Origin of the sequence: Microbacterium sp. CJ77, from assembly GCF_002911615.1 — a bacterium.
Classification (GTDB): domain Bacteria; phylum Actinomycetota; class Actinomycetes; order Actinomycetales; family Microbacteriaceae; genus Microbacterium.
Map to the genome: position 1 here is coordinate 654,145 of NZ_PQBR01000006.1, position 20,251 is coordinate 674,395.

The 20,251-nt window shown below is 71.3% G+C and carries 15 protein-coding genes; 6 read left to right on the top strand and 9 right to left on the bottom strand.

The features are described from left to right. Nucleotides 1–10: 10 nt before the first annotated feature. From C2868_RS03865 to C2868_RS03875, 3 genes are read right to left on the bottom strand one after another with little or no spacing between them, the layout of a single operon-like run. Entirely contained in the window at nt 11–1,255 is a 1,245-nt protein-coding gene (locus C2868_RS03865; protein ID WP_232711217.1) for an Mrp/NBP35 family ATP-binding protein, read from the bottom strand. Next, nucleotides 1,245–1,802: a DUF1003 domain-containing protein gene (locus tag C2868_RS03870; protein ID WP_100811265.1), complete on the bottom strand. Its 558-nt coding sequence runs from the start codon at nt 1,800–1,802 to the stop codon at nt 1,245–1,247. The genes C2868_RS03865 and C2868_RS03870 overlap by 11 nt, the downstream gene beginning before the upstream one ends. Next, entirely contained in the window at nt 1,802–3,088 is a 1,287-nt protein-coding gene (locus tag C2868_RS03875; RefSeq protein WP_100811264.1) for a magnesium transporter MgtE N-terminal domain-containing protein, read from the bottom strand. Before C2868_RS03875 ends, C2868_RS03870 begins: the two co-directional genes overlap by 1 nt. A 58-nt stretch (nt 3,089–3,146) precedes the next feature. On the opposite strand from C2868_RS03875, the gene C2868_RS17650 reads away from it, so the two are divergent. After that, nucleotides 3,147–3,938: a general stress protein gene (locus C2868_RS17650; RefSeq protein WP_232711216.1), complete on the top strand. Its 792-nt coding sequence runs from the start codon at nt 3,147–3,149 to the stop codon at nt 3,936–3,938. A 29-nt stretch (nt 3,939–3,967) separates the two neighbouring features. Next, entirely contained in the window at nt 3,968–4,687 is a 720-nt protein-coding gene (locus C2868_RS03885) for an alpha/beta family hydrolase (protein ID WP_232711215.1), read from the top strand. A 92-nt stretch (nt 4,688–4,779) separates the two neighbouring features. Here C2868_RS03885 and C2868_RS03890 read toward each other — a convergent pair whose 3' ends face one another. Both C2868_RS03890 and C2868_RS03895 read right to left on the bottom strand, forming a co-directional pair. Next, a complete protein-coding gene (locus tag C2868_RS03890) occupies nt 4,780–6,213 on the bottom strand; it encodes an aminopeptidase P family protein (RefSeq protein WP_100811263.1) in 1,434 nt (477 codons plus the stop codon). A gap of 331 nt (nt 6,214–6,544) precedes the next feature. Continuing rightward, nucleotides 6,545–7,570, bottom strand: a complete 1,026-nt coding sequence (locus tag C2868_RS03895) for an endonuclease/exonuclease/phosphatase family protein (RefSeq protein WP_100811262.1) — start codon at nt 7,568–7,570, stop codon at nt 6,545–6,547. A 102-nt stretch (nt 7,571–7,672) separates the two neighbouring features. Between C2868_RS03895 and C2868_RS03900 the strand changes: the two genes are divergently transcribed. Next, complete coding sequence (locus tag C2868_RS03900; RefSeq protein ID WP_100811407.1) at nt 7,673–8,554, top strand: PHP domain-containing protein; 882 nt, start codon at nt 7,673–7,675, stop codon at nt 8,552–8,554. A gap of 219 nt (nt 8,555–8,773) precedes the next feature. Here C2868_RS03900 and C2868_RS03905 read toward each other — a convergent pair whose 3' ends face one another. Further along, nucleotides 8,774–9,205 carry an SHOCT domain-containing protein gene (locus tag C2868_RS03905; RefSeq protein WP_232711214.1) on the bottom strand — a complete coding sequence of 144 codons (432 nt, stop codon included), beginning with the start codon at nt 9,203–9,205 and terminating at the stop codon, nt 8,774–8,776. Between the two features lie 128 nt (nt 9,206–9,333). Continuing rightward, nucleotides 9,334–10,830, bottom strand: a complete 1,497-nt coding sequence (locus C2868_RS03910) for a DEAD/DEAH box helicase (RefSeq protein WP_100811261.1) — start codon at nt 10,828–10,830, stop codon at nt 9,334–9,336. Between the two features lie 200 nt (nt 10,831–11,030). Here C2868_RS03910 and C2868_RS03915 point away from each other — a divergent pair, with 200 nt between their 5' ends. Beyond that, nucleotides 11,031–11,747, top strand: a complete 717-nt coding sequence (locus C2868_RS03915) for a ferritin-like fold-containing protein (RefSeq protein WP_100811260.1) — start codon at nt 11,031–11,033, stop codon at nt 11,745–11,747. Nucleotides 11,748–11,769: 22 nt separating this feature from the next. On the opposite strand, the gene C2868_RS03920 is transcribed toward C2868_RS03915, so the two are convergent. Both C2868_RS03920 and C2868_RS03925 read right to left on the bottom strand, forming a co-directional pair. Then, nucleotides 11,770–12,060, bottom strand: a complete 291-nt coding sequence (locus C2868_RS03920) for a hypothetical protein (RefSeq protein ID WP_100811259.1) — start codon at nt 12,058–12,060, stop codon at nt 11,770–11,772. A 1-nt stretch (nt 12,061) separates the two neighbouring features. Continuing rightward, on the bottom strand, nt 12,062–12,286 hold the full coding sequence (locus tag C2868_RS03925) for a DUF3107 domain-containing protein (RefSeq protein WP_100811258.1): 225 nt from the start codon (nt 12,284–12,286) through the stop codon (nt 12,062–12,064). Between the two features lie 159 nt (nt 12,287–12,445). On the opposite strand from C2868_RS03925, the gene C2868_RS03930 reads away from it, so the two are divergent. Together C2868_RS03930 and C2868_RS03935 are read left to right on the top strand one after the other, a co-directional pair. Beyond that, entirely contained in the window at nt 12,446–15,850 is a 3,405-nt protein-coding gene (locus C2868_RS03930) for an ATP-dependent DNA helicase (protein WP_103662984.1), read from the top strand. 116 nt (nt 15,851–15,966) lie between these two features. After that, a complete protein-coding gene (locus C2868_RS03935) occupies nt 15,967–19,485 on the top strand; it encodes an ATP-dependent DNA helicase (protein ID WP_100811405.1) in 3,519 nt (1,172 codons plus the stop codon). Nucleotides 19,486–20,251 lie beyond the last annotated feature (766 nt).

Genomic DNA, 20,251 nt, shown 5'->3' on the forward strand with positions numbered 1-20,251 from the left:
CCTTCGCGGGTCAACGGGGCCTGAGGGTGAGGGGGCGGCCGGCGAGACCGCGCGGCGTGACGGCGAGCCGCGCCGCGAGGTCGATCAGCGCTCGCCGGGCCGGGTCATCCGCGTTCGTGTCTGGTGCCTCCCCGGGCGCGCCCGTCGCGGTGAGGGGCTCACCCGCGTCGCCCGCCGCGCGCAGAGCCGGGCTGAGCGGGATGGACGCCAGCAAGGGAACATCACCCGAGGCATCCGAGGCATCCGAGGCATCCGAGGCATCCGAGGCATCCGAGGCATCCGAGGCCGACAGTGCGGCCGCGACCTGCGCCCCACCACCCGCGCCGAACAGGTCGAGCACGGTGCCATCCGGGAGCGTGAGCGCCGCCATGTTCTCGATGACGCCGATGACGCGCTGCCCCGTCTGGCGTGCGACCAACGCGCTGCGGATCGCCACGTCGGATGCCGCTGTCTGCGGTGTCGTGACGACGACGACCTCGGCGTGGGGGAGGAGCTGGCCGACCGAGATGGCGACATCGCCCGTTCCCGGCGGCATGTCGAGGAGCAGGATGTCGAGGTCGCCGAAGTGCACGTCGGTGAGGAACTGCTGCACGGTGCGGTGCAGCATGGGCCCCCGCCAGGCGACGGCCGCGCCCTCCTCGCCCTCGCGCAGGAACATTCCGATCGACACGGTCTTCACCCCGTAGGCGACGGGCGGCAGGATCAGATCATCGATGCGGGTGGGGCGCACGGTGCGGCCCTCGCCGTCCACGAGTCCGAGCAGCCCGGGGATCGAGAAGCCGTGCACATCGGCGTCGATCAGGCCCACTCTGAGCCCGCGTGCCGCGAGCGCGACGGCGAGGTTCGCGGTCACGGTCGATTTGCCGACACCGCCCTTGCCGCTCGTCACCGCGATGACGCGCGTCAGCGATTCGGCCGTGAACGGGATGCCGCGCGGTCGACCCGCCCGCAGACGATCGGTCAGGGCGGCGCGCTCGGCGGGGGTCATGACGCCGACGCTCACGCGCACGTCGTCGACACCGGGCACGGATGCCGCGGCCCGGCGCACGTCGGATTCGATGCGGTTCGCGGCGGGGCATCCGACGATCGTGAGGGCGATCCCCACATCCGCGATTCCGCGCGAGACGGCGATGTCGCGGACCATGTCGAGGTCGGCGAGGGGTTGACGCAGCTCGGGGTCGGTCACCGACCCGACCGCCACGCGGACCGCGGCGCTGAGCCGTTCGTCGAACTCGGACCCGCGGTCAGCGCTCATCGGGTGCCGCGGCATCCGTCTCGGAGCGCTCGCCACCTCGGGCCTCGAGGCCCTCGAGAAGTGCCTTCAGCTCGTGGCGCAGCTCACTGCGGAGGACGTCCTTGGTGACGACGTCGCTGCTGACATCCGTGAGGGCCAGGCGCAACGCCACGATCTCGCGGGCCAGGTACTCGGTATCGGCGAGGTTGCGCTCCGCCCGCTGCCGGTCCTGCTCGATCTGGACGCGGTCGCGGTCGTCCTGACGGTTCTGCGCGAGCAGGATGAGGGGAGCGGCATACGAGGCCTGCAGCGACAGGACGAGAGTCAGGGCCGTGAACCCATTGGCCGCCGAGTCGAAACGCCAGTACGACGGGAACATCGTGTTCCAGAGGATCCACAGGGCGCAGAACAGGCTCAACCCGAGCAGGAACCACGGCGTGCCCATCTTGCGGGCGATCCACTCGGTGAAGCGGCCGAAGCGGTCACGCGAGGGCTGCGGCGTGCGTGAGAGCACACCGGGGCGCCCGCGAGGCGCGTCCAGCGTGACGCGGCGCGACGTGCGCGCCATCAGCGGCGCCTCGATCCGGCGGCACGGCTCGCGGGACCGGCCGCGGAGGCATCCGCGTCGTGCGAGCGCCAGTCGTCGGGCAGCAGGTAGTCGAGCACATCGTCGACGCTGACGGCGCCCACGAGACGATGGGCGTTGTCGACGACGGGAAGCGAGACGAGGTTGTAGCTCGCGAGCAGACGGGCGACCTCCGCCGCCGAGGCGGTGGCGTGCACGGGCTCGACCGAGTCGTCGATGATCGCGCCGAGGCGCTCGTGCGGGGGATAGCGCAGCATCCGCTGGAAGTGCACGACGCCGAGCAGGCGGCCCGTCGGGGTCTCGTAGGGCGGCAGCGTCACGAACACCGCGGCCGCGAGGGCCGGGTGCAGTTCGTGACGGCGGATGAGCGCGAGCGCCTCGGCCACCGTCGCGTCGGCAGACAGCACGATCGGCTCGGGAGTCATCAGGCCGCCAGCGGTGTCGGGTCCGTACGCCAGCAGGGCACGAACGTCGTCGGCCTCTTCGGGCTCCATCAGGTCGAGCAACTGCTCGGAGCGGCCCTCGGGCAGCTGCGCCAGGAGGTCGGCCGCGTCGTCCGGCTCCATCGCATCGAGGATGTCGGCGGCGCGCTCGTCGCCGAGCTGTTCGAGGATGTGTGCCTGGTCGCCTTCGGGCATCTCTTCGAGCGCGTCCGCGAGACGGTCGTCGGGCAGTTCGCCGGCGACCTCCATCATGCGTGCGTCGGGAAGATCGAGCAGGGTGTTGGCGAGGTCCGCGGGCAGCAGCTCGGAGTACGAGGCGACGAGTTGCTCGACGGACTGCGACTCGCCGGGCGCCATGCGTTCGCGCACATCGCTCCAGTTCGCGAACGTGGTCGGCCCCTTCGCGAAGGGACTGGCGCTCGTCTTCGGGCGGCGCAGGAACAGCTGCCCGATCGCCCATTCACCGAGCCGGTTGCGTTCGATCGCGGCATCCTCGATCACCGCTTCGCCCGATCCGTCGGTCAGGTGAACGCGCCGCCCGAGCAGTTCGGCGAGGACGCGCACCTCGCCGCCGCGCGGCTGGAACCGGCGCACGTTGATCAGGCCCGTCGTGATGACCTGACCGGTCGCGATCGAGGTCACGCGTCCGATCGACACGAAGACGTGACGGCGTCCGGGGATCTCGACGACCAGACCGACGACACGCGGCGGGTCGCTCGCCCGGTACACCACGACGACGTCGCGAACGCGGCCCAGGCGGTCGCCCGCGGGGTCGAAGACGGCGCACCCGGCCAGGCGCGCGACAAAGACCCTTTGCGTGCTCACTGCTCCAGCGTAGCCCCGTCACAGGGGGTGCCTAGGGAGGGCGTGGGACAATGGCGGGATGAGCATGTTGGGACCCACGCCCCCGGGCAAACGCGCCGAGGCCGTCGGCGAGACCGTCGCGAGCTTTCCGACCTACGAGGGAGCGCAGAAGGCCGTCTCGGCGCTGATCGCGGGTGAGGTTCCCGCCCGCGACATCGCGATCGTCGGTCAGGGTCTGCGCTCGATCGAACGGGTGACCGGACGTCTCGGATACGCCACCGCGGCGCGTTCGGGTGCCGTCAACGGCCTGCTCATCGGCCTGTTCTTCTCGGCGATCCTCGTGCTCGGCAGCCCGTCCGTGCCGATCCAGGCGTTCGTCGGCGTGCTCTTCGTCGGCGTCGCCGTCGGGATGCTCCTGAGCATCATCACGTACTCGTTCATCCGTCGGCGCCGCGATTTCGCCTCCGTCATGCAGGTGCTCGCCGACCACTATGAGGTCACGGTCGGGGGCGATAGCCTCGCGAAGGCGCGGCAGGTGCTGGGCGTCGTGGGTGGGGCCCCGGCATCCGCTCCCGCTCCCGTCTCCGCTGCACTGCCGCCCGTGCCGCCCGTGGCGGGTGGCCCCGCGACCCCGGGTGAGCGACCGCCGCTGCCCCCGGATGCCGCGCCCCCGCGCTACGGCGAGCGTGTGGAAGCCGTGGCACCCGAAGAGCCGCCCCGGTACGGTCAGCGGATCGAGCCCGCCGTGGCGGCTTCGCCCGTCGAGTCCGGCGATGCGAGTCCCGAAGCATCCGACCACGCCTCGGATGACTCGTCCGACGACCCGCATCGCGATGCCGGCCCCGGATCCGACTCCCGCAACGGATCGTGAACGGAGGAGATCCCCGCTTCGGAGGACGGATGTCGATTCCTCCTTCCTCCGAAGACGAGATCTCCTCCGCAACGGGCCGCGTGGAGCGCTGGTCGGTCACGCTGCCGGCCGGCGAGACCGAGATCAGCGTCGCCTCCCACCGCCCGGCCGCGGCCTGGGCGACCCTGATCGTCGCGCACGGTGCGGGCGCGGGCTACGACCATCCGTTCCTCGTGGGTTTCGCGGACGCGCTGGCGCACGCGGGCGTCGCGACGCTGCGCTTCAACTTCCCGTATCGCGAGGCGGGGCGACGGATGCCGGGGCCCGCCGCGCATGCGATCGCCACCTGGCGAGCGGTCGTGGATCGCGCGCGCGGGGAAGCGCCCGTGGGCGAGCCGCTCTGGGCGGCCGGCAAGTCGTACGGGGGACGGATGGCCTCGATGGCCGAGGCGGAACGTCCGCTCGGCATTGCGGGGCTGGTCTACCTGGGCTACCCGCTGCATCCGCCGGGCGATCCCGAGCGCGAACGCGCGGAGCATCTGCCGCGGATCGAGGTGCCTCAGCTGTTCGTCGAGGGGACGAACGACCCGTTCGTCGTGCCCCATGAGGGCCTCGAGCGCGCGGTCACGTCGTGTCGGGATGCGCGGATCGCCTGGATCGAGGGCGGCGGGCACTCATTCGAGGTGAAGGGGCAGAAGCGCCCGGCCGAGGAGGTCGGCGCGGGTCTCGCCCCGCTCGTCGCGGACTTCCTCCGCGCTCGACTGCTCTGAGCGCGGCCGGAGCCGAGGGCCCGTGCCGAGCAGAGGGGGTCGTCGGGCCGAATCGTCCTCCCTTCGGCAGATCTCCTCCGCTGGGCAGAGGGTCAGGCCGGGGGAGCGAGCCGCGCCATCCAGGCCTCGACGTCGTCGGCGGTGCGCGGGATATCCGCCGAGAGATTGACCGGCCCCTGAGTGGTCATGAGGATGTCGTCCTCGATCCGTACGCCGATGCCCCGATACTCCTCGGGCACCGTCAGATCGTCGATCTGGAAGTACAGTCCCGGCTCGATCGTGAAGACCATGCCTGCCTCGAGCACGCCGTCGTAGTACATCTCGCGACGGGCCTGCGCGCAGTCGTGCACGTCGATTCCGAGGTGGTGGCTCGTGCCGTGGACCATGTAGCGCCGGTGCTGTCCGCCGGTCTCGGGCGCGAGGGCCTCGTCGGCCGTTACGGGTAGCAGACCCCACTCGGCGACCCGCGCGGCGATCACGGCCATCGCCGCTTCGTGCACCTCGCGGAAACGGGCACCGGGCCGCGCGACGCGCAGCGCAGCATCCGCCGCCTCGCGCACGGCCTCGTAGACGCGGCGCTGCACCTCGGTGAAGCGGCCGGAGACGGGCAGGGTGCGGGTGATGTCGGCGGTGTACAGGCTGTCGACCTCGACGCCCGCGTCGACCAGCATGAGGTCGCCGGGGACGACGGGTCCGTCGTTGCGGGTCCAGTGCAGGTAGCACGCGTGCGGACCGGACGCGGCGATCGTGTCGTAGCCCTCCCAGTTGCCGTCGGTCCGGGCGCGCAGGTGGAAGACGCCCTCGACCACGCGCTCGCCGCGGGGATGCGCGACGATCCGGGGGAGTGAGCGGACGATGTCGTCGAACCCGTCGGCCGTGACCTGCACCGCGAGGCGCATCTGCTCGATCTCGAAGGCGTCCTTCACGAGCCGCAACTCCGACACGTAGCGCGTCAGCTCCTCGTCGTCGCCGACCACCAGGTCGTCATCGGATGCTTCGAACCCGTCCAGGTGCGCCGTTTCGAGGGCCAGATCGGCCGCGACGCCGGCGAGTGCCGGACGCGGGCCGATCCAGAACTCACCGATCGAGGCGTCCGCGTAGAACTCGGCCGTGTTGCGGTCGGCGCGCTCGCGGAAGTACAGCGTCGCCGTGTGACCCCCCTCGACGGGGTCGAGGACGAGGACGGCGTCGGGCTCGGCATCCCGTTCCCACCCGGTCAGGTGCGCGAAAGCCGAGTGCGCGCGGAACGGGTAGTCGGTGTCGTTGCTGCGCACGGCGACGCCGCCGGCGGGAACGACCAGGCGCTTGCCGGGGAACGCGGCCGAGAGCACCGCACGGCGGGCGGCGGCGAAGGATGCCTGCGGCCGGGCGGGGGGAGCGGTCTCGGGCCGTTCGGCCCAGCCGTTCGGGATCGTGTCGAGGAAGCCCTGCCCGAATCGCTGGCGGCGATTCGCATTGGCCTGCGCCTCGCGGTCATCCTGCGCAGCCTCTTCGGTCACCGTGTTCGTTTCGCCCGTCGCGCTCATCCTTCCAGTCTCGCACGCGCTGCGGTTTGCGGGAGGGGGACGCCGAGCCGAACGCGGGTCGCTCCCGCGCCAACCGAGGTCGGGGCGTCGGGGCATCGGGGCGACCGAGGTTGGGGCGTTGGGGCGTCGGGGCGACCTTGGGGCGCGGAATCCCGCGCCCCAAGGTCCGCCGGACGCCCCAACTGCGCTTGTGCGGGCTCCGGCAGGTGTGGGCTCAGACAAGCGCGGGCACAGGCTTGTGCGGGCTCAGGCAGGTGCGGGCTCCGGCAGGTGCGGGCTCAGGCTTGTGCGGGCTCAGGCAGGCGCGGCCTCGGGCGGCGCAGGCGCGGGCTCAGCCGGCGGGCTCGAGCTGGACGACCAGCGGGCGGTGGTCGCTGCCGGAACCGTCGAGCGAGCGCAGCAAGATCGATCCCGTCGCCTTCCAGTTCGGCGTCGACAGCACGTGGTCGATCGGAGCGCCGGCGAGCGCCGGGAGGTCCGTGGTCCAGGTGCCGACGCCGCCGTTCCCGGATTCGGATGCCGCGTCGTGGCAGTACCCGAGTGTTCCGCCGTCGACGCCCAGCCGTGCCATGTGGTCGATCGTCGCGTTGAAGTCCCCGGCCATGATGACGTTTCCGGTGGCGCACTGATCGGCCAGCCAGCGGAGGTCGGTGCGCCAGTGCTCCATGTCGTCCTCGCGGGGGGCGACGGCGTGCACCGCGACGACGATCGGTCCCTGTCCGTTGATCGGCATCGCCACGGCGCTGGGCAGAACGCCCGTGTTGCTCGAACCGTCTTGCGAGGACTCGATGACCGAGTAGTCGCCCAGCTCGGGCGAGATCAGCAGCGTGGTGGACCGGGCATCCCACGTGTCGACGCCCGTGCTGAACTCGACGTGGTGCGCCCACATCGGGCGCCCGAGCTCGCGCATGGCGATCGCGATCTGCTCGCCGGATTCGATCGTGGTCTCGGGGAGGGAGACGATGTCCGCCTGCATCGCGACGGCGGTCTGCGCGACGGATACCGGATCCGTCGCCTCGCCCGCCGTGTTCCACGTCATGACGCGGACGCTCGTCGCCGTCTCGGCCGGAAGCTCGGTCGTTCCCGTGCCGCGCGTCACGACGATCGCGCCGTTGCCGAGGGTGCCGATCACGGCGACCAGGGCCATCGACAGGGCGAAACCGCGAAGGGGGCGTGCGATCGCGAGGAGCAGCATCAGGACGGTCGCGAGAGCGAAGGCGACGGCGACGAGCGAGCGGAAGGCCACGATCTGCGCGACGGGGAACGTCTGCTCGACCCGGAAGAAGGACGGCCACGTCAGCACTGCTGTCGCGATCGCGAACAGCACGGCGATGAGGATCCCGAGCACGCGCAGCACCTTTCGACTCTAGGAGTCGTGGCTGGGAGAACGACGGACGTGAGCGTCGGCGGCGTCGACGACGCCGGTCGTCAGGAACCCGCCGGGGGTACGCTCGGGGGGATGAACGGGCAGCGGGACGTCGTGCGGCGATTCGAGGGGCCGAGCGACCTCCACCTGCACTCGCTGCGATCCGACGGCACCGAGCCGCCCGAGACCGTCGTGCGCGCGGCGCACCGCTACGGGCTCCGGACGATCGCGCTGACCGACCACGACACGACGGCCGGGTGGGCGGAAGCCGCCGAGGCCACCACGTCGCTCGGCATGACGCTGCTCCCGGGCATGGAATTGAGCGCCAAGCACGAGTGGCGGAGCGTTCACCTGCTCGCCTACCTGTTCGATCCCGACAACCCTGCCCTCCGGGCCGAGATGGAACGCATCCGCGATGACCGGATGGGCCGGGCCGAACGCATCGTCCGCAACATCTCGCGCGACTACGACCTGTCGTGGGCGGACGTCGTCGCCCAGACATCCGATGGCGCCACCGTGGGTCGTCCGCACATCGCCGACGCGCTCGTCGCGCGCGGCTTCGCCCTCGACCGCTCCGAGGCGTTCGCGGGGATCCTCCACCCGCGCGAGGGCTACTACGAACCGCACTACGCGCCCGACCCCCTGTCGGCCGTGCGACTGGTCGTCGCCGCGGGCGGGGTGCCGATCGTCGCGCATCCCACCACGGCCGGTCGGGGACGGATGATGCCCGTTCCCTATCTCGAGCAGCTGATCGATGCGGGGTTGGCGGGCTTCGAGCTCGGCCACCGCGAGAACACCCCGGCTGGCATCGAGGTGCTCCGGGACGTCGTCGCGCGGCGCGATCTGATCGTGACGGGGTCGAGCGACTACCACGGCCTCGGCAAGCCGAATCTGCCGGGCGAGAACACGACCTCCGACGAGATGGTCGAGCGCATCATCGCGCTCGGCTCCGGCATCGCACCCGTGTACCCCTGACGCCCGGGTCCGACGAGCCGTGACGCGACGCGTTGCCCCGCTTCGCTTCGGACGGTGAACGAGCCCTGCAACGCATCGGCGCCTTCGCGGCATCCGCGCAGCCGACGGACGTCGCGGATGTCGAAAACGGCCGCCGACGTGGTGTGAGGAGTCCCGGAATATGACGAAGCGGCCCCCGTCCGGAAAGGACGGGGGCCGCTCGCGATCGGGTCGGGCGATTCAGGAAAGCGCCTTGGACTTGATCTGGTCGTACTCGGCCTGCGTGATCGTGCCGGCGTCGAGGAGCGACTTCGCCTTGGCGATCTCGTCGGCGGGGCTCGTTCCGGCGGCCTGCTTGATGTAGTCCTGCTGCGCGCGCTCGAAGGCCTGGGCCTGCGCGGCGCTCCGCTCACCCATACCCCGACCGCGGACGATGAGGTAGATCAGCGCGCCGAGCCAGTTGGTGAGGAGGAGGACGATGATCCAGACGGCCTTCCACCACCCGCTGAGCTTGTGGTCGCGGAACAGGTCGGTGATGATCGAGAACAGGACCATCAGGTAGGCGAAGAAGATGAAGATGGCCAAGAACCACCAGATGAGGTCCCAGAAAGAACCCCAGAAGCCCTGGTACTCGTAGCTGATGGGAGTGACAGCCTCGGTGAAGATGCGCACGGGTGTGCCTTTCAATCGGATGATCGGCGCCTACGGGCGCCACCGCTCAAGATAGCGGGTGAGGCCCTCTCACGGGGGCTCGATCGGGTCCGAATGGCGAATCCCGTGCCGTCAGCGGTGCACGCGGGTTACGCGGTGGGAGCGGTCGGGGCTCCGGACGAACCACCCGAGCGGCGGCGACGGCGGCGGCGCGACGGCGCGGGGCGGCCATCGTGGTGCTCGCTGCCGCCTCCGTCGTGCGTTCCGCCGCCCTCCGTGCGAGGGGCGTCGGAACCGGAACCCGAGCCATCGGCGGGAACGTTCGGCGAGGCCGCTGCCGTGCCCTCGCCGCTCCCACCCGAACGCGAGCGAGAGCGTGAACGACGCGGACGGTCACCCGCGGGCGCTCCGGAACGCTCCCGCGCGGGCTCCTGCGTCTTGACGGCCGCCGTGCGCGGTGCGGTCGAAAGACGACCCTTCGTTCCCGTGGGGATGTCGAGGTCGGTGAACAGGTGCGGGCTGGACGAGTACGTCTCGGTCGGCTCGGGCTGGCCGAACTCCAGGGCGCGGTTGATGAGCGCCCACTTGTGCAGGTCGTCCCAGTCGACGAACGTGACCGCGATGCCCGTCTTGCCGGCGCGACCCGTGCGACCGGCGCGGTGCAGGTAGGTCTTCTCGTCGTCGGGGATCGTGTGGTTGATGACATGCGTGACGTCATCGACGTCGATACCGCGGGCGGCGACGTCCGTCGCGATCAAGACATCCTTCTTGCCGGCCTTGAATGCGGCCATCGAACGCTCGCGCGCCTCCTGGCTCATGTCGCCGTGCACCGACGCGGTGTTGAAGCCGCGGTCGCCGAGCTCGTCCGACAGGCGCTGTGCGGCGCGCTTGGTGCGCGTGAAGATCACGGTCTTGCCGCGGCCCTCGGCCTGCAGGATGCGGGCGATGACCTCGTCCTTGTCGAGCGAGTGCGCGCGGTAGACGAGGTGCTTGATGTTCGCCTGCGTCAGGCCCTCGTCGGGGTCGGTCGCGCGGATGTGGATCGGGTTCGACATGAAGCGACGCGCGAGCGCGACGATCGGCCCGGGCATCGTGGCCGAGAACAGCTGGGTGTGACGGATCTGCGAGACCTTGGTGATGATCTTCTCGATGTCGGGCAGGAAGCCGAGATCGAGCATCTTGTCGGCCTCGTCGAGTACGACCTCGGTCGCGTTCGAGAGGTCGAGCAGACGCTGGTTGTTGAGGTCGATCAGGCGACCCGGGGTTCCGACGACGATCTGCGCGCCGGCCTTCAGCTGGTCGATCTGCCCCTCGTACGCCTTGCCGCCGTAGATCGCGACGACGCTCGTGGAGCGGTTCGAGGTGAGCATGTCCATGTCTTCATAGACCTGGACGGCCAGCTCCCGCGTCGGGACGACGATGAGGGCCTTCACGCCCGGTGAGGGGTCGAGTCCGAGACGCTGGACGACGGGGATGCCGAAGCCGAAGGTCTTCCCGGTGCCGGTCTTGGCCTGCCCGATGATGTCTTGCCCGGGGAGTCCGAGGGGGATCGTCTGCTCCTGGATCGGGAAGGCATCCACGATGCCCTTCGAAGCGAGAGCGTCGACGATGTCTTGATCGACACCGAGTTCGGCGAAGGTCGTCACAATATGAGCCTGTCCGGCAGTGAGATGCTGCCTGGGTACTTGCCCCCGGAGGGGAAGAAGGGTGATCCACGCCCTTCACTCAGCCACAGGCGCGGGGTCCCGATCCGACGCCGGGACGAGTCCCAGCCTACCCGAGGCTCCGCGGCGCGACTCTTCCGCCGCCCCCAACGGCCACCCTCGCCCGCGGCTAGGCTGATCCCGTGTTCAATTGGTTGCGCCGGCGGCGCACGCCGCGTCGCGTGCTGACCCTCCGATCCCGGGGTGACACATCCGGCGCGACCCGGGTCGACTTCTCCGAGCTCGCGCCCGACGTGCAGACCTTCCTGGGTCAGGCCGCCTACCTGCAGCTCGGATACTTCGAGACCCTGACGCAGCTGATCACGTCCACCCCCGAGTTGGCGCAGAAAGAGGCGCTGTCACGCGCCGCCGGCGCCGCGCTGACCAAACATCAGGCGATCGTCGCGCTCATCCGCGAGCGGGACGAGGACCCGACGACCGTGATGCTGCCGTTCCGTGAGCAGCTCGACGCGTTCCGGCGCGTCACGCATGGCGAACGTCCGATGGAGACCCTGCTCAGCGTGCATCTGACCGCGGGCCTGCTCGACGATTTCTATCACGCGCTCGCATCGACGTACGGGGACACCGGGCGACGCGTGTCCGTGATCCTCGAGGCGGATGACGACCGCGGCGCGATCGTCGAGATCATCGCGGCGACGATCTCGAGCGACGAGGAATGGCGTTCGCTGCTGTCGATGTGGGGACGGCGCCTGGTGGGCGACACCCTGCTCGTCGCGCGGGCAGCGCTCACGACCTCCGTCGGACTCGACCGCGCCGCCGAAGAAAAGGTCGAACCGGTGTTCACCGAACTCATGGCCGCCCACTCGCGACGGATGGATGCGGTCGGCCTGAACGCCTGAACGCGCGCGGCTCGTCGAGCTTTCAGACGAGCTTGAGGCGGATCCGCTCGCGCTCGTCGTGCGCGGCGCGGGCGCGCGACACCACCGCGAGCACGACGCCGGTGACGACGGCGGGGATGGCGATCGACGCGACCCACAGCCAGGGGTTGCTCTCGGCGAGGCCGAGCCAGGTCAGGCTCGTGTAGATCACCGCGGCGATCGCAGCGTCCAGCAGGGGGCCGAGCGCGACGCCCCGCGTGGAGCGCAACGGCAGGGCGAAGTGCAGCGCCATACCGATCGCGACCGCGGCGACCAGCGCGAGGACGATCAGCATGTCAGCCGACGAAACCGATGCGGCGTGCCTCTTCGGTGCCGAGCTCGACATACGCCAGTGCGGCCGTCGGGACGATGTAGGAATTGCCCTTGGAATCGGCGAACGACACGTGCGAGGCGGATGCGTCGAGTGCCTTCGCGACGGCTGCACGAACGGTCTCGGCGGACTCGGACGTCTCGAAGTTCAGCTCACGGCCGGTGTTGGCGATGCCGATGCGAATCTCCACGGGTGACTGCCTCTCTGCTCTCCGGGCACGACGCCCGACTGCTCTGAAACTCTACGACACGGGTGGGTGAGGGCTGCCCGGGTCGGTCACGCTGAGGGCGAACGCGTCGAGCGCGCGCTGCCGGACGGCGGTGTCGGGGGGCCGCGTTAGCGTGGGGGGATGGGTACGGGTAGCGGCTGGGTGGACGGCCTCGACGCGGCACAGGCCGACGTCGTCGCGCTCCCGGCGGATGCCTCGGGTGTCGTGATCGGCGGGCCGGGCACGGGCAAGACCGAGGCACTGGTGGCGCGCGTGGCGCGCCTGCTGGCCGCGGGGGCGCGCGACGGGCTGGGTGTGGACGAAGTGCTCGTCCTGACCCCCACCCGTCAGACCGCGACGGCACTGCGCGACCGGCTCGCGCTCGTCGGCGGGGTTGCGACCCCGGGGCCGCTGGCCCGCTCGATGGCATCCTTTGCGTTCCAGCTGGTCCGCGGCGTGTCCGTGCAGCGCGGCGGCGAGCCGCCGCGCCTGCTGACGGCGCCCGACCAGGACCGCATCATCGCCGAACTGCTCGCGGGTGACGAACGGGATGCCGAGCGCGGCGTCTCACGGTGGCCGGCCACGCTCGGTCCGGCCGTCCGGGCATCGCGCACCTTTCGCGCCGAGTTGCGGGCACTGCTCGCCGAGTGCACCGAACGCGGTATCGGGCCCGCCGAGCTGGCATCCGCGGGACGCAGACTCGGGCGTGATGCCTGGGTGGGGGCCGCGGAGTTCGTGACCGACTACCGCTTCACGGTGGGCGCCATGCGTGCCGAGCATCGCGATCCCGCCGAACTGCTGCGCGAGGCCGCGGCGATCCTCGCGACGGCGCCCTCGGGGGCGGCGGGCGAGGCTCTGCTCGGACCCCCCGCTCGATTGCGTGCCGTGCTCGTCGACGATGCCCAAGAGCTCACGCGCGGCGGCATGGCGATGCTGCGCGGACTCCGGGCCCGCGGGGTGGCGGTGCTGGCGTTCGGTGATCCCGACATCGGCTCCGGGTCGTTCCGCGGTGCGTCGCCCGAGTTGTTCGCGCGGCTCTGCGACGCCCTCGGTGCGCTGCACGTGCTCGACGACCAACACCGGTCGACGCCCGCGCTGGCGCGGATAGCGCGCGAGGTGACGACCGCGATCGGGGCATCCGGGCGTGTCGAACATCGCCGAGCGCCCGGGCCCGAACTCCCGCCGGACCCCCGCGTGAGCACGATGATCGCCCCCTCGCCGCACGAAGAGATCGACCGCATCGCGCGGGTGCTGCGTGAGTGGCACATCGTCGACGAGATCCCGTGGTCGGCGCTCGCCGTGATCGCCCACGACACCCGTCAGGTCGGCGAGCTCGAGGCCGAGCTGGCTGCCCGCGAGGTGCCGACGCGGTCGTCCAGCCTGCCGCGTCCACTGGGCAGCGAGGGCGTCGTGCGTGACCTCGTTCAGCTCGTGCGACTCGGCATGAGCGCCCCCGACATCCGCGATTCCGAAGCCCTGTCCGCCGCGCTGCTCTCGCCGTTCGGCGGACTGGATGCGGTGGGGCTGCGGCGTCTCCGGGCGCGTCTTCGCCACGCCGAACTCGCCGCCGGTGGCACACGTCCCGCGCGCGAGCTGCTGCACGAGGCCATGGCGAACCCGCTCGATCTCGCGCTGCTCGACACGCCCGAGGCGCGGGCGGCCGAGAGGCTCGCGACGACGCTGCGCGTGCTGCACGCCGACGCGCAGCGCGGTGCCACGGTGCACGATCTGCTGTGGATCGCGTGGGATCGTGCGCGGGACGGCGGGGGCCGCCCCCTCGCCCGTGTGTGGCACGAACTCGCCACGACGCCGGGCACGCTCTCTGCCGAGAGCGGCCACGCGCTCGACGCTCTGGTCGCACTCTTCGACGCGGCGAAGCGCTTCGTCGAGACGTCGCCGGACGAGGCACCGGAAGCGTTCCTGCGACGCATGGTCGACAGCGAGGTCCCCGAAGACATGCTGACCTCACCCGATGTCGCCGAGACGGTGGCGCTGCTGACGCCCGCCGCCGCGCTCGGCACGCAGTTCGAGGGCGTCGTGATCGCGGGTGTGCAGGACGGCGTATGGCCGAACGTGCGCCTGCGGGGCGGTCTGCTCGATACGTGGCGGCTGGCCGACATCGAGGGACTGGCCATCGGGGGACCGGATGCATCGGGCCACACGCCGGATCGCTCGACCGGGGCGCACGCCGAACCCGACAACGGGGGATCGCTCGACCGCCGCCGCGCGGCGCTCCACGACGAGTTGCGCCTGCTGGTCCGGGCCGTCTCCCGCGCCCGTACGCGGCTCGCCGTTACGGCGGTCGACGACGACGATCGCGGCCCCAGCCCCCTGCTGAGCTTCTTTCCCGAACCCGACGAGAGCGACGATCCGACCGGTGCGGTGGAGCATCCTCTGACCCTGCGGGGACTCGTCGCGCAGCACCGGCGAGCCCTGACGACCCCGGTCGCCCCGGCGCCGGTGCGCGCGCACGCGGCGGGCCAGCTCGTGGTGCTCGCGCGGGCCGGCGTGCCCGGCGCGGCGCCACATCAGTGGTACGGGATGGCCGAGGCATCCTCGAACGGCCCCCTGCGCGACCCGGCCCGATCACCCGTGCACGTGTCGCCCTCCAAGCTCGACGCTTTCGACGCCTGCGGCCTGGACTGGGCGATCCGCGCCCTCGGCGGGGACACCCGTTCGTGGTCGGCCGGGGTCGGGACGATCCTGCACGCCGCCATGGAAGAGGTGCCGAGCGGCGATCGCGCTGCCCTGCAGGCGGTCGTGGACGGGCGCTGGGGCGAACTCGACTTCGAGGCGCCCTGGATGGCCCGCAAAGAGCATGCGTGGGCGGGGCTGCTGGTCGATCGACTGCACGCGTACCTCGAGCGGTTCCACCGCGAAGAGGGCCGTGTCGTGGGGGCAGAGGCGCGCTTCCGGCTCGCGATCGACATGGATTCCGTCGCCGGTGGTGCGGATGGCGTGGAGTCGGCGCCGGATGTCTGGGCGATCCGGGACGGTGAACGGGGAGCCGAGCACGGCGGAGAAGACGGAGCCCCGCGTGGCGGGGGAGTGGGGGACGGTCCGCCCGAGGACCGCAGGCTCGCCCTGCTGAGCGGATCGGTCGATCGCATCGAGGTCTACCCTTCGGGACGCGGCGAGGCCCTCGACCCGACGAAGGAGGAGGGCGTCGCCGAGCGTGTCGTCGTGGTCGACCTGAAGACCGGCCGTTCGGAAGACAAGCTCACCGACGAGAAGGTCGCGGACGACGCGCAGCTCGCGGCCTACCAGCTCGCCCTGTGGGAAGGGCTGCTGCCCGGCGCCGATCCCGCCGCGAACGCGGGCGCGCGGCTGCTCGTCCTCTCGAAGACGCTCAAGAACACGCACTACAGACTCGCGCGCCAGGCGCCGATGGATGTCGCGCGGCGAACGTCGTTCCTGCGCACGATCATCGACGTGGCCGAGGGGATGTCGTCCGACCGTTTCGATGCGAACCTCGACACGCACTGCACGACGGACCGCTTCGCCGTCTGCCGCATCCACACGATCAAGGCGGTGTCGGCCTCGTGACCTCCACGCCGCCACCCGCCGTGTCCGCCGACACCACGAGCACCACGAGCACCACGGGCACCGGGAGCGTCGCCCCGGATGTCTCCGCGCCGCCCGTCGCGGTCTGGCCGGGCGGGATGGGCCTCTCGGCCCCCGTCATCTCGGCGGCGCTGGGTCTGCCCAGCCCCACCCCCGACCAGCGCGCCGTCATCGAGGCACCGCCCACGCCTGCCCTGGTCGTCGCGGGGGCGGGCAGCGGCAAGACCGAGACGATGTCGGGACGGGTCGTGTGGCTCGTCGCGAACGGTCACGTGCGCCGCGACGAGGTGCTCGGGCTGACGTTCACCCGCAAGGCCGCGGGCGAGCTCGCCGAACGGATCGATCAGCGGCTCGCGGGCATCGACGAGTTCGCTCGGCGTGGGCTGCTGCCGCACCTCGATGCCCTCGCGGCGGACGGCACCCTCGCCGGGTTCTGGGCACGGGCGGGTGCCCTGCCCCCGCGTGCGCGCCGCGCCGAGCTGGTGGCTTTCGTCGACGGTCTCGCCGAGGCGCTCGCGGCCGTTCCCCCGGAAGAGGATGCGGCGGGCGAGGTCTTGCTGTCGCGCCCTCGAGTCTCGACCTACAATGCGTTCGCCGACGCGATCGTGCGCGAGCACGGCCCGCGGATCGGCCGCGACCCGGATGCGGCGCTCATGAGCCAGTCCGGGTCGTGGTTGCTCGCGCGGCGGGTGGTCGTGGCATCCGAGGACGAACGCCTGTCGGAGCGGGGGGAGGCGTTCGCGAGCGTCGTCGATGCCGTGCACCGGCTGGCGGGCGAACTGCTCGACAACCGCGTCGATGCCGCGAGCGTGGCCCGCTTCGGTGACGAGTGGGCCGCGGCGCTCGAGCCCCTGACGAACCCCGCCCTGGCGAACCCCGGCGACATCGAGAAATTCCACGCGGCGATGAGCGGGCTTCCCGTGCTCGCCGGCCTCGTCGACGACTACGCCACCCGTAAGCGCGCCGAGGACACGCTCGACTTCGCCGACCAGGTCGCCGGGGCCCTCGAGATCATCGAGCGTGCGCCCGAGGTCGCCGAGCACCTCCGTGAGCAGTACCGCGTCGTGCTGCTCGACGAGTATCAGGACACGTCCGTGATCCAGACACGCCTGCTCGCCGAGGTCTTCCGCGACTCCGCGGTGATGGCTGTGGGTGACCCCAACCAGTCGATCTACGGCTGGCGCGGGGCATCCGCCGACAACCTGGGCGCTTTCCCGGGTGCCTTCGCGCACCGAGCCGCATGTGGTCGATTCAGCCTGATGATCAGCTGGCGCAACGACCTGAGCATCCTGACCGCCGCGAACCGGCTCGTCGCGGGCGCGGAGCACCGCGGGGTTCCGGTCGGTGCTCTGGGGGCTCGACCCGGTGCGGCCCACGGGCGCGTTCAGTGCCGCTTCGAGAAGACGATCGACGACGAGGCCGATGCGGTCGCGCGCTGGTTCGTCGACGTGCGGGCCCACCATGATGCGGCGCAGGCGGACTCCGCCACGCCCCGTGCCCACTCGGGGGCTGTGCTGTTCCGCACCAAGAGGCACATGAACGCCTTCGCCGAGGCACTGGCGCGGCACGACGTGCCGCATCGCATCCTGGGGCTCGGCGGCCTGCTGACGACCCCCGAAGTCGTCGACGTCGTCGCGGCGCTGCGGGTGGTGCACGACCCCTCGCAGGGGTCGTCGTTGATCCGGTTGCTGTCGGGACCGCGTTTCGCGATCGGTGTGGCCGACCTCGCGGCTCTGCATGCCCTGGCGGACGCGCTCGCGAGGCGCGACGGTTCGCTCGCGCCGCTCCCGGCCGAGCTGGCCGCGCGCGTGCGCGGCTCGGCCGGTGCCGACGAGCAGCCTTCGCTGGTCGATGCCCTCGAGTTCGTCCGCACCGTGCGCGACGACTACCGCCTCATCGCCGAAATCACTCCCGCCGGCCGCGCCCGCCTGCGCGAGGCGGGCGAGATGCTCGGACGGCTGCGGCGCGCGGTGGCTCAGCCGATCCCCGACCTGATCCGCACGATCGAGCTCGAACTGCGCCTCGACATCGAGCTCGCCGCGAACGAGACCCGCGGGCCCGCGCGCGTCGCCTCGGCACAACTGCGCGCCTTCCTCGACGAGGTGCGCGCATTTCTCACGGCCGACGAGCGCGGCTCGATCGGCAGCCTGCTCGCCTGGCTCGACCATGCCGAAGAGACCGACGAGCTCATGCCGCGTCCCGAGCCGCCCCAGCCCGGCGTCGTACAGCTGCTGACCGTCCACGGCTCGAAGGGTCTCGAATGGGATGCGGTGGCCGTCGTGCGGCTCGTGCAGGACGAACTGCCCAAGGCCCCGCGGTCGGTGGCCGGATGGCTCGGATTCGGTGTTCTGCCCTACGCCTTCCGCGGCGACCGCGATGCGCTGCCGGTGCTGGATTGGCGCCCCGGTGCGGACCCCGACCGCGCCGCGCTGCGCAAGGCCATCGCCGCCTACCGCGACGGGGTGCGCGATCACCAGAAGGCAGAGGAGCGGCGGCTGGCGTACGTCGCGGTTACCCGGGCCCGTTCGGATCTGCTGCTGACGGGTTCGCAGTGGGGTGGGCAGAGCAAGCCCCGCGACCCGAGCCCCTACCTCGTCGAGATTGTCGAGGCGCTCGGGATGCCGCCGATCGAGCCCGCGGACCCGGGCGACAACCCGTATCTCGAGAGGGGCGGGCAGGTGCTCTCGTGGCCCCTCGATCCCCTCGGCGCGCGCGGGCCAATCGTCCGCGCCGCGGCGGCGAGCGTCGAGCACGCGGCGACGCGGGCCGATCCCGAACCCGATGAGTTGCTGGCGCGCCTGCTCGCCGAGCGTGACATGCGCGCGCAGGGCCCCCGGCACGCGGCGCCGACACGCATCCCCGCCTCTCGCTTCAAGGACTTCGTCACCGACTACACGGGAACCGTGGCGGCGATCGCGCGCCCCATGCCGGAGCGACCGTACCGGCAGACGCGCCTGGGCACGCTGTTCCACTCCTGGGTCGAGCAACGGTCGGGGCGCAGCGGCGCTGGAGGCTCGATCGACGAGGCGCTGTGGGAGCGGGATGACGACCCGACCGACTCCGAAGCGTCCGTCGAGGACGCGGCCGATCTCGAACGCCTGCGCGCGAACTTCGAGCGATCGGAGTGGGGTCCGCTGCGGCCTCTCGAGGTGGAGACCGAGATCGACTTCGCCCTTCCCGAGGCGGGCGGCCCGGGTCGCGTCGTCATCTGCAAGCTCGATGCCGTGTATCGCCGCGATGATCGCGACGGACGCATCGAGATCGTCGACTGGAAGACGGGTCGCCCGCCGCGTTCGCCCGCGGAGCGCGAAGAGCGGATGCTGCAGCTCGCCCTGTACCGGCTGGCCTACCACAAGGCCCGGGGCGTGCCCCTCGATCAGATCGACGTCGTCCTGTACTACGTGGGCGACGATCTGATCCTGCGCGGAGACGGCGTCTACTCGGAGGCCGACCTCGCCCAGCGCTGGAACGCGGCACGCGAGGCCCGTGCTGCCTCGATCTCTTCGTCTGGGACATCCGTATCCGGCACGACGTCGGGATCGGTGACGGAGCCCGCCGGAGCCACCGCATCGGCGGAGCCCGCAGCGTCATCCGAGTCCGTCGAATCGACGCTCTGACGCAGGTCGCCCCAGCCGCTCACGTCGATCGGTGCGGTCTCCATCTCGGCGGCCGAAACGTCCGAGGAGCCCGGCAGCGGGGGGACGTCGTGACGGGATGCGTCCTCGGCGAGCTCGGCTGCGGCTGCCGGTGCACCGACATCGCCGGTCTCGTGCGCGCGAGCTGCGGCCACGAACAGCGACACCATCGCCGGGTCGTAGGCGTCGGTCTGCATCGAGATGCTTCCATCGTCCTCGGCGACCGCCCTGGTGACGGGCGTGTCGGCGAGGACGGCGATCGCATCGTCCACACCCACGACGGCGACCGGGTCGAGGCGCGTCGCGGCATCTCCGAGTCCGTCGACGAGAGCGTCGAGGAGCGCAACCGCGTCGTCCACGACGTCCTCGCGGCGCTGTTCATGACCGTGGAGCAGCCACTTCGCGAACTCCAGCTCGGCGTAGAGCCGGGCACGGGTGCGCAGATCCGGGTCGGGCGAGCGGTGCGCGGCGGAGACATACGCGGCATACACGTCGTCGGCGGCGTCGGGAGCCGCGGCCAGCCATTGCAGGTCGACGGCCGGGTCGCCGACGCTGAAGCGGCTCCAGCCCAGCAGGCCGGAAACGGTCGGGAACCCGTCGCGATCCTCGAAGCGGAAAGAGGCAGCGACCGCGTCACCGAGCACGACGCACGGTTCGAATCGCCACAGCGCCTCGTCTTCGGCGGCACGCCGCCAGCGTGTGGCGAGCGCCACGGGGAGCCGACGCGTCGATGCGGCGCGTTCGATGA

Coding starts and splice junctions, on each gene's coding strand:
- C2868_RS03865 (WP_232711217.1), bottom strand. CDS start 1,255: ATGAGCGCTGACCGCGGGTCCGAGTTCGACGAACGGCTCAGCGCCGCG.
- C2868_RS03870 (WP_100811265.1), bottom strand. CDS start 1,802: ATGGCGCGCACGTCGCGCCGCGTCACGCTGGACGCGCCTCGCGGGCGC.
- C2868_RS17650 (WP_232711216.1), top strand. CDS start 3,147: ATGAGCATGTTGGGACCCACGCCCCCGGGCAAACGCGCCGAGGCCGTC.
- C2868_RS03885 (WP_232711215.1), top strand. CDS start 3,968: ATGTCGATTCCTCCTTCCTCCGAAGACGAGATCTCCTCCGCAACGGGC.
- C2868_RS03890 (WP_100811263.1), bottom strand. CDS start 6,213: ATGAGCGCGACGGGCGAAACGAACACGGTGACCGAAGAGGCTGCGCAG.
- C2868_RS03900 (WP_100811407.1), top strand. CDS start 7,673: ATGAACGGGCAGCGGGACGTCGTGCGGCGATTCGAGGGGCCGAGCGAC.
- C2868_RS03920 (WP_100811259.1), bottom strand. CDS start 12,060: ATGCTGATCGTCCTCGCGCTGGTCGCCGCGGTCGCGATCGGTATGGCG.
- C2868_RS03930 (WP_103662984.1), top strand. CDS start 12,446: ATGGGTACGGGTAGCGGCTGGGTGGACGGCCTCGACGCGGCACAGGCC.
- C2868_RS03935 (WP_100811405.1), top strand. CDS start 15,967: ATGGGCCTCTCGGCCCCCGTCATCTCGGCGGCGCTGGGTCTGCCCAGC.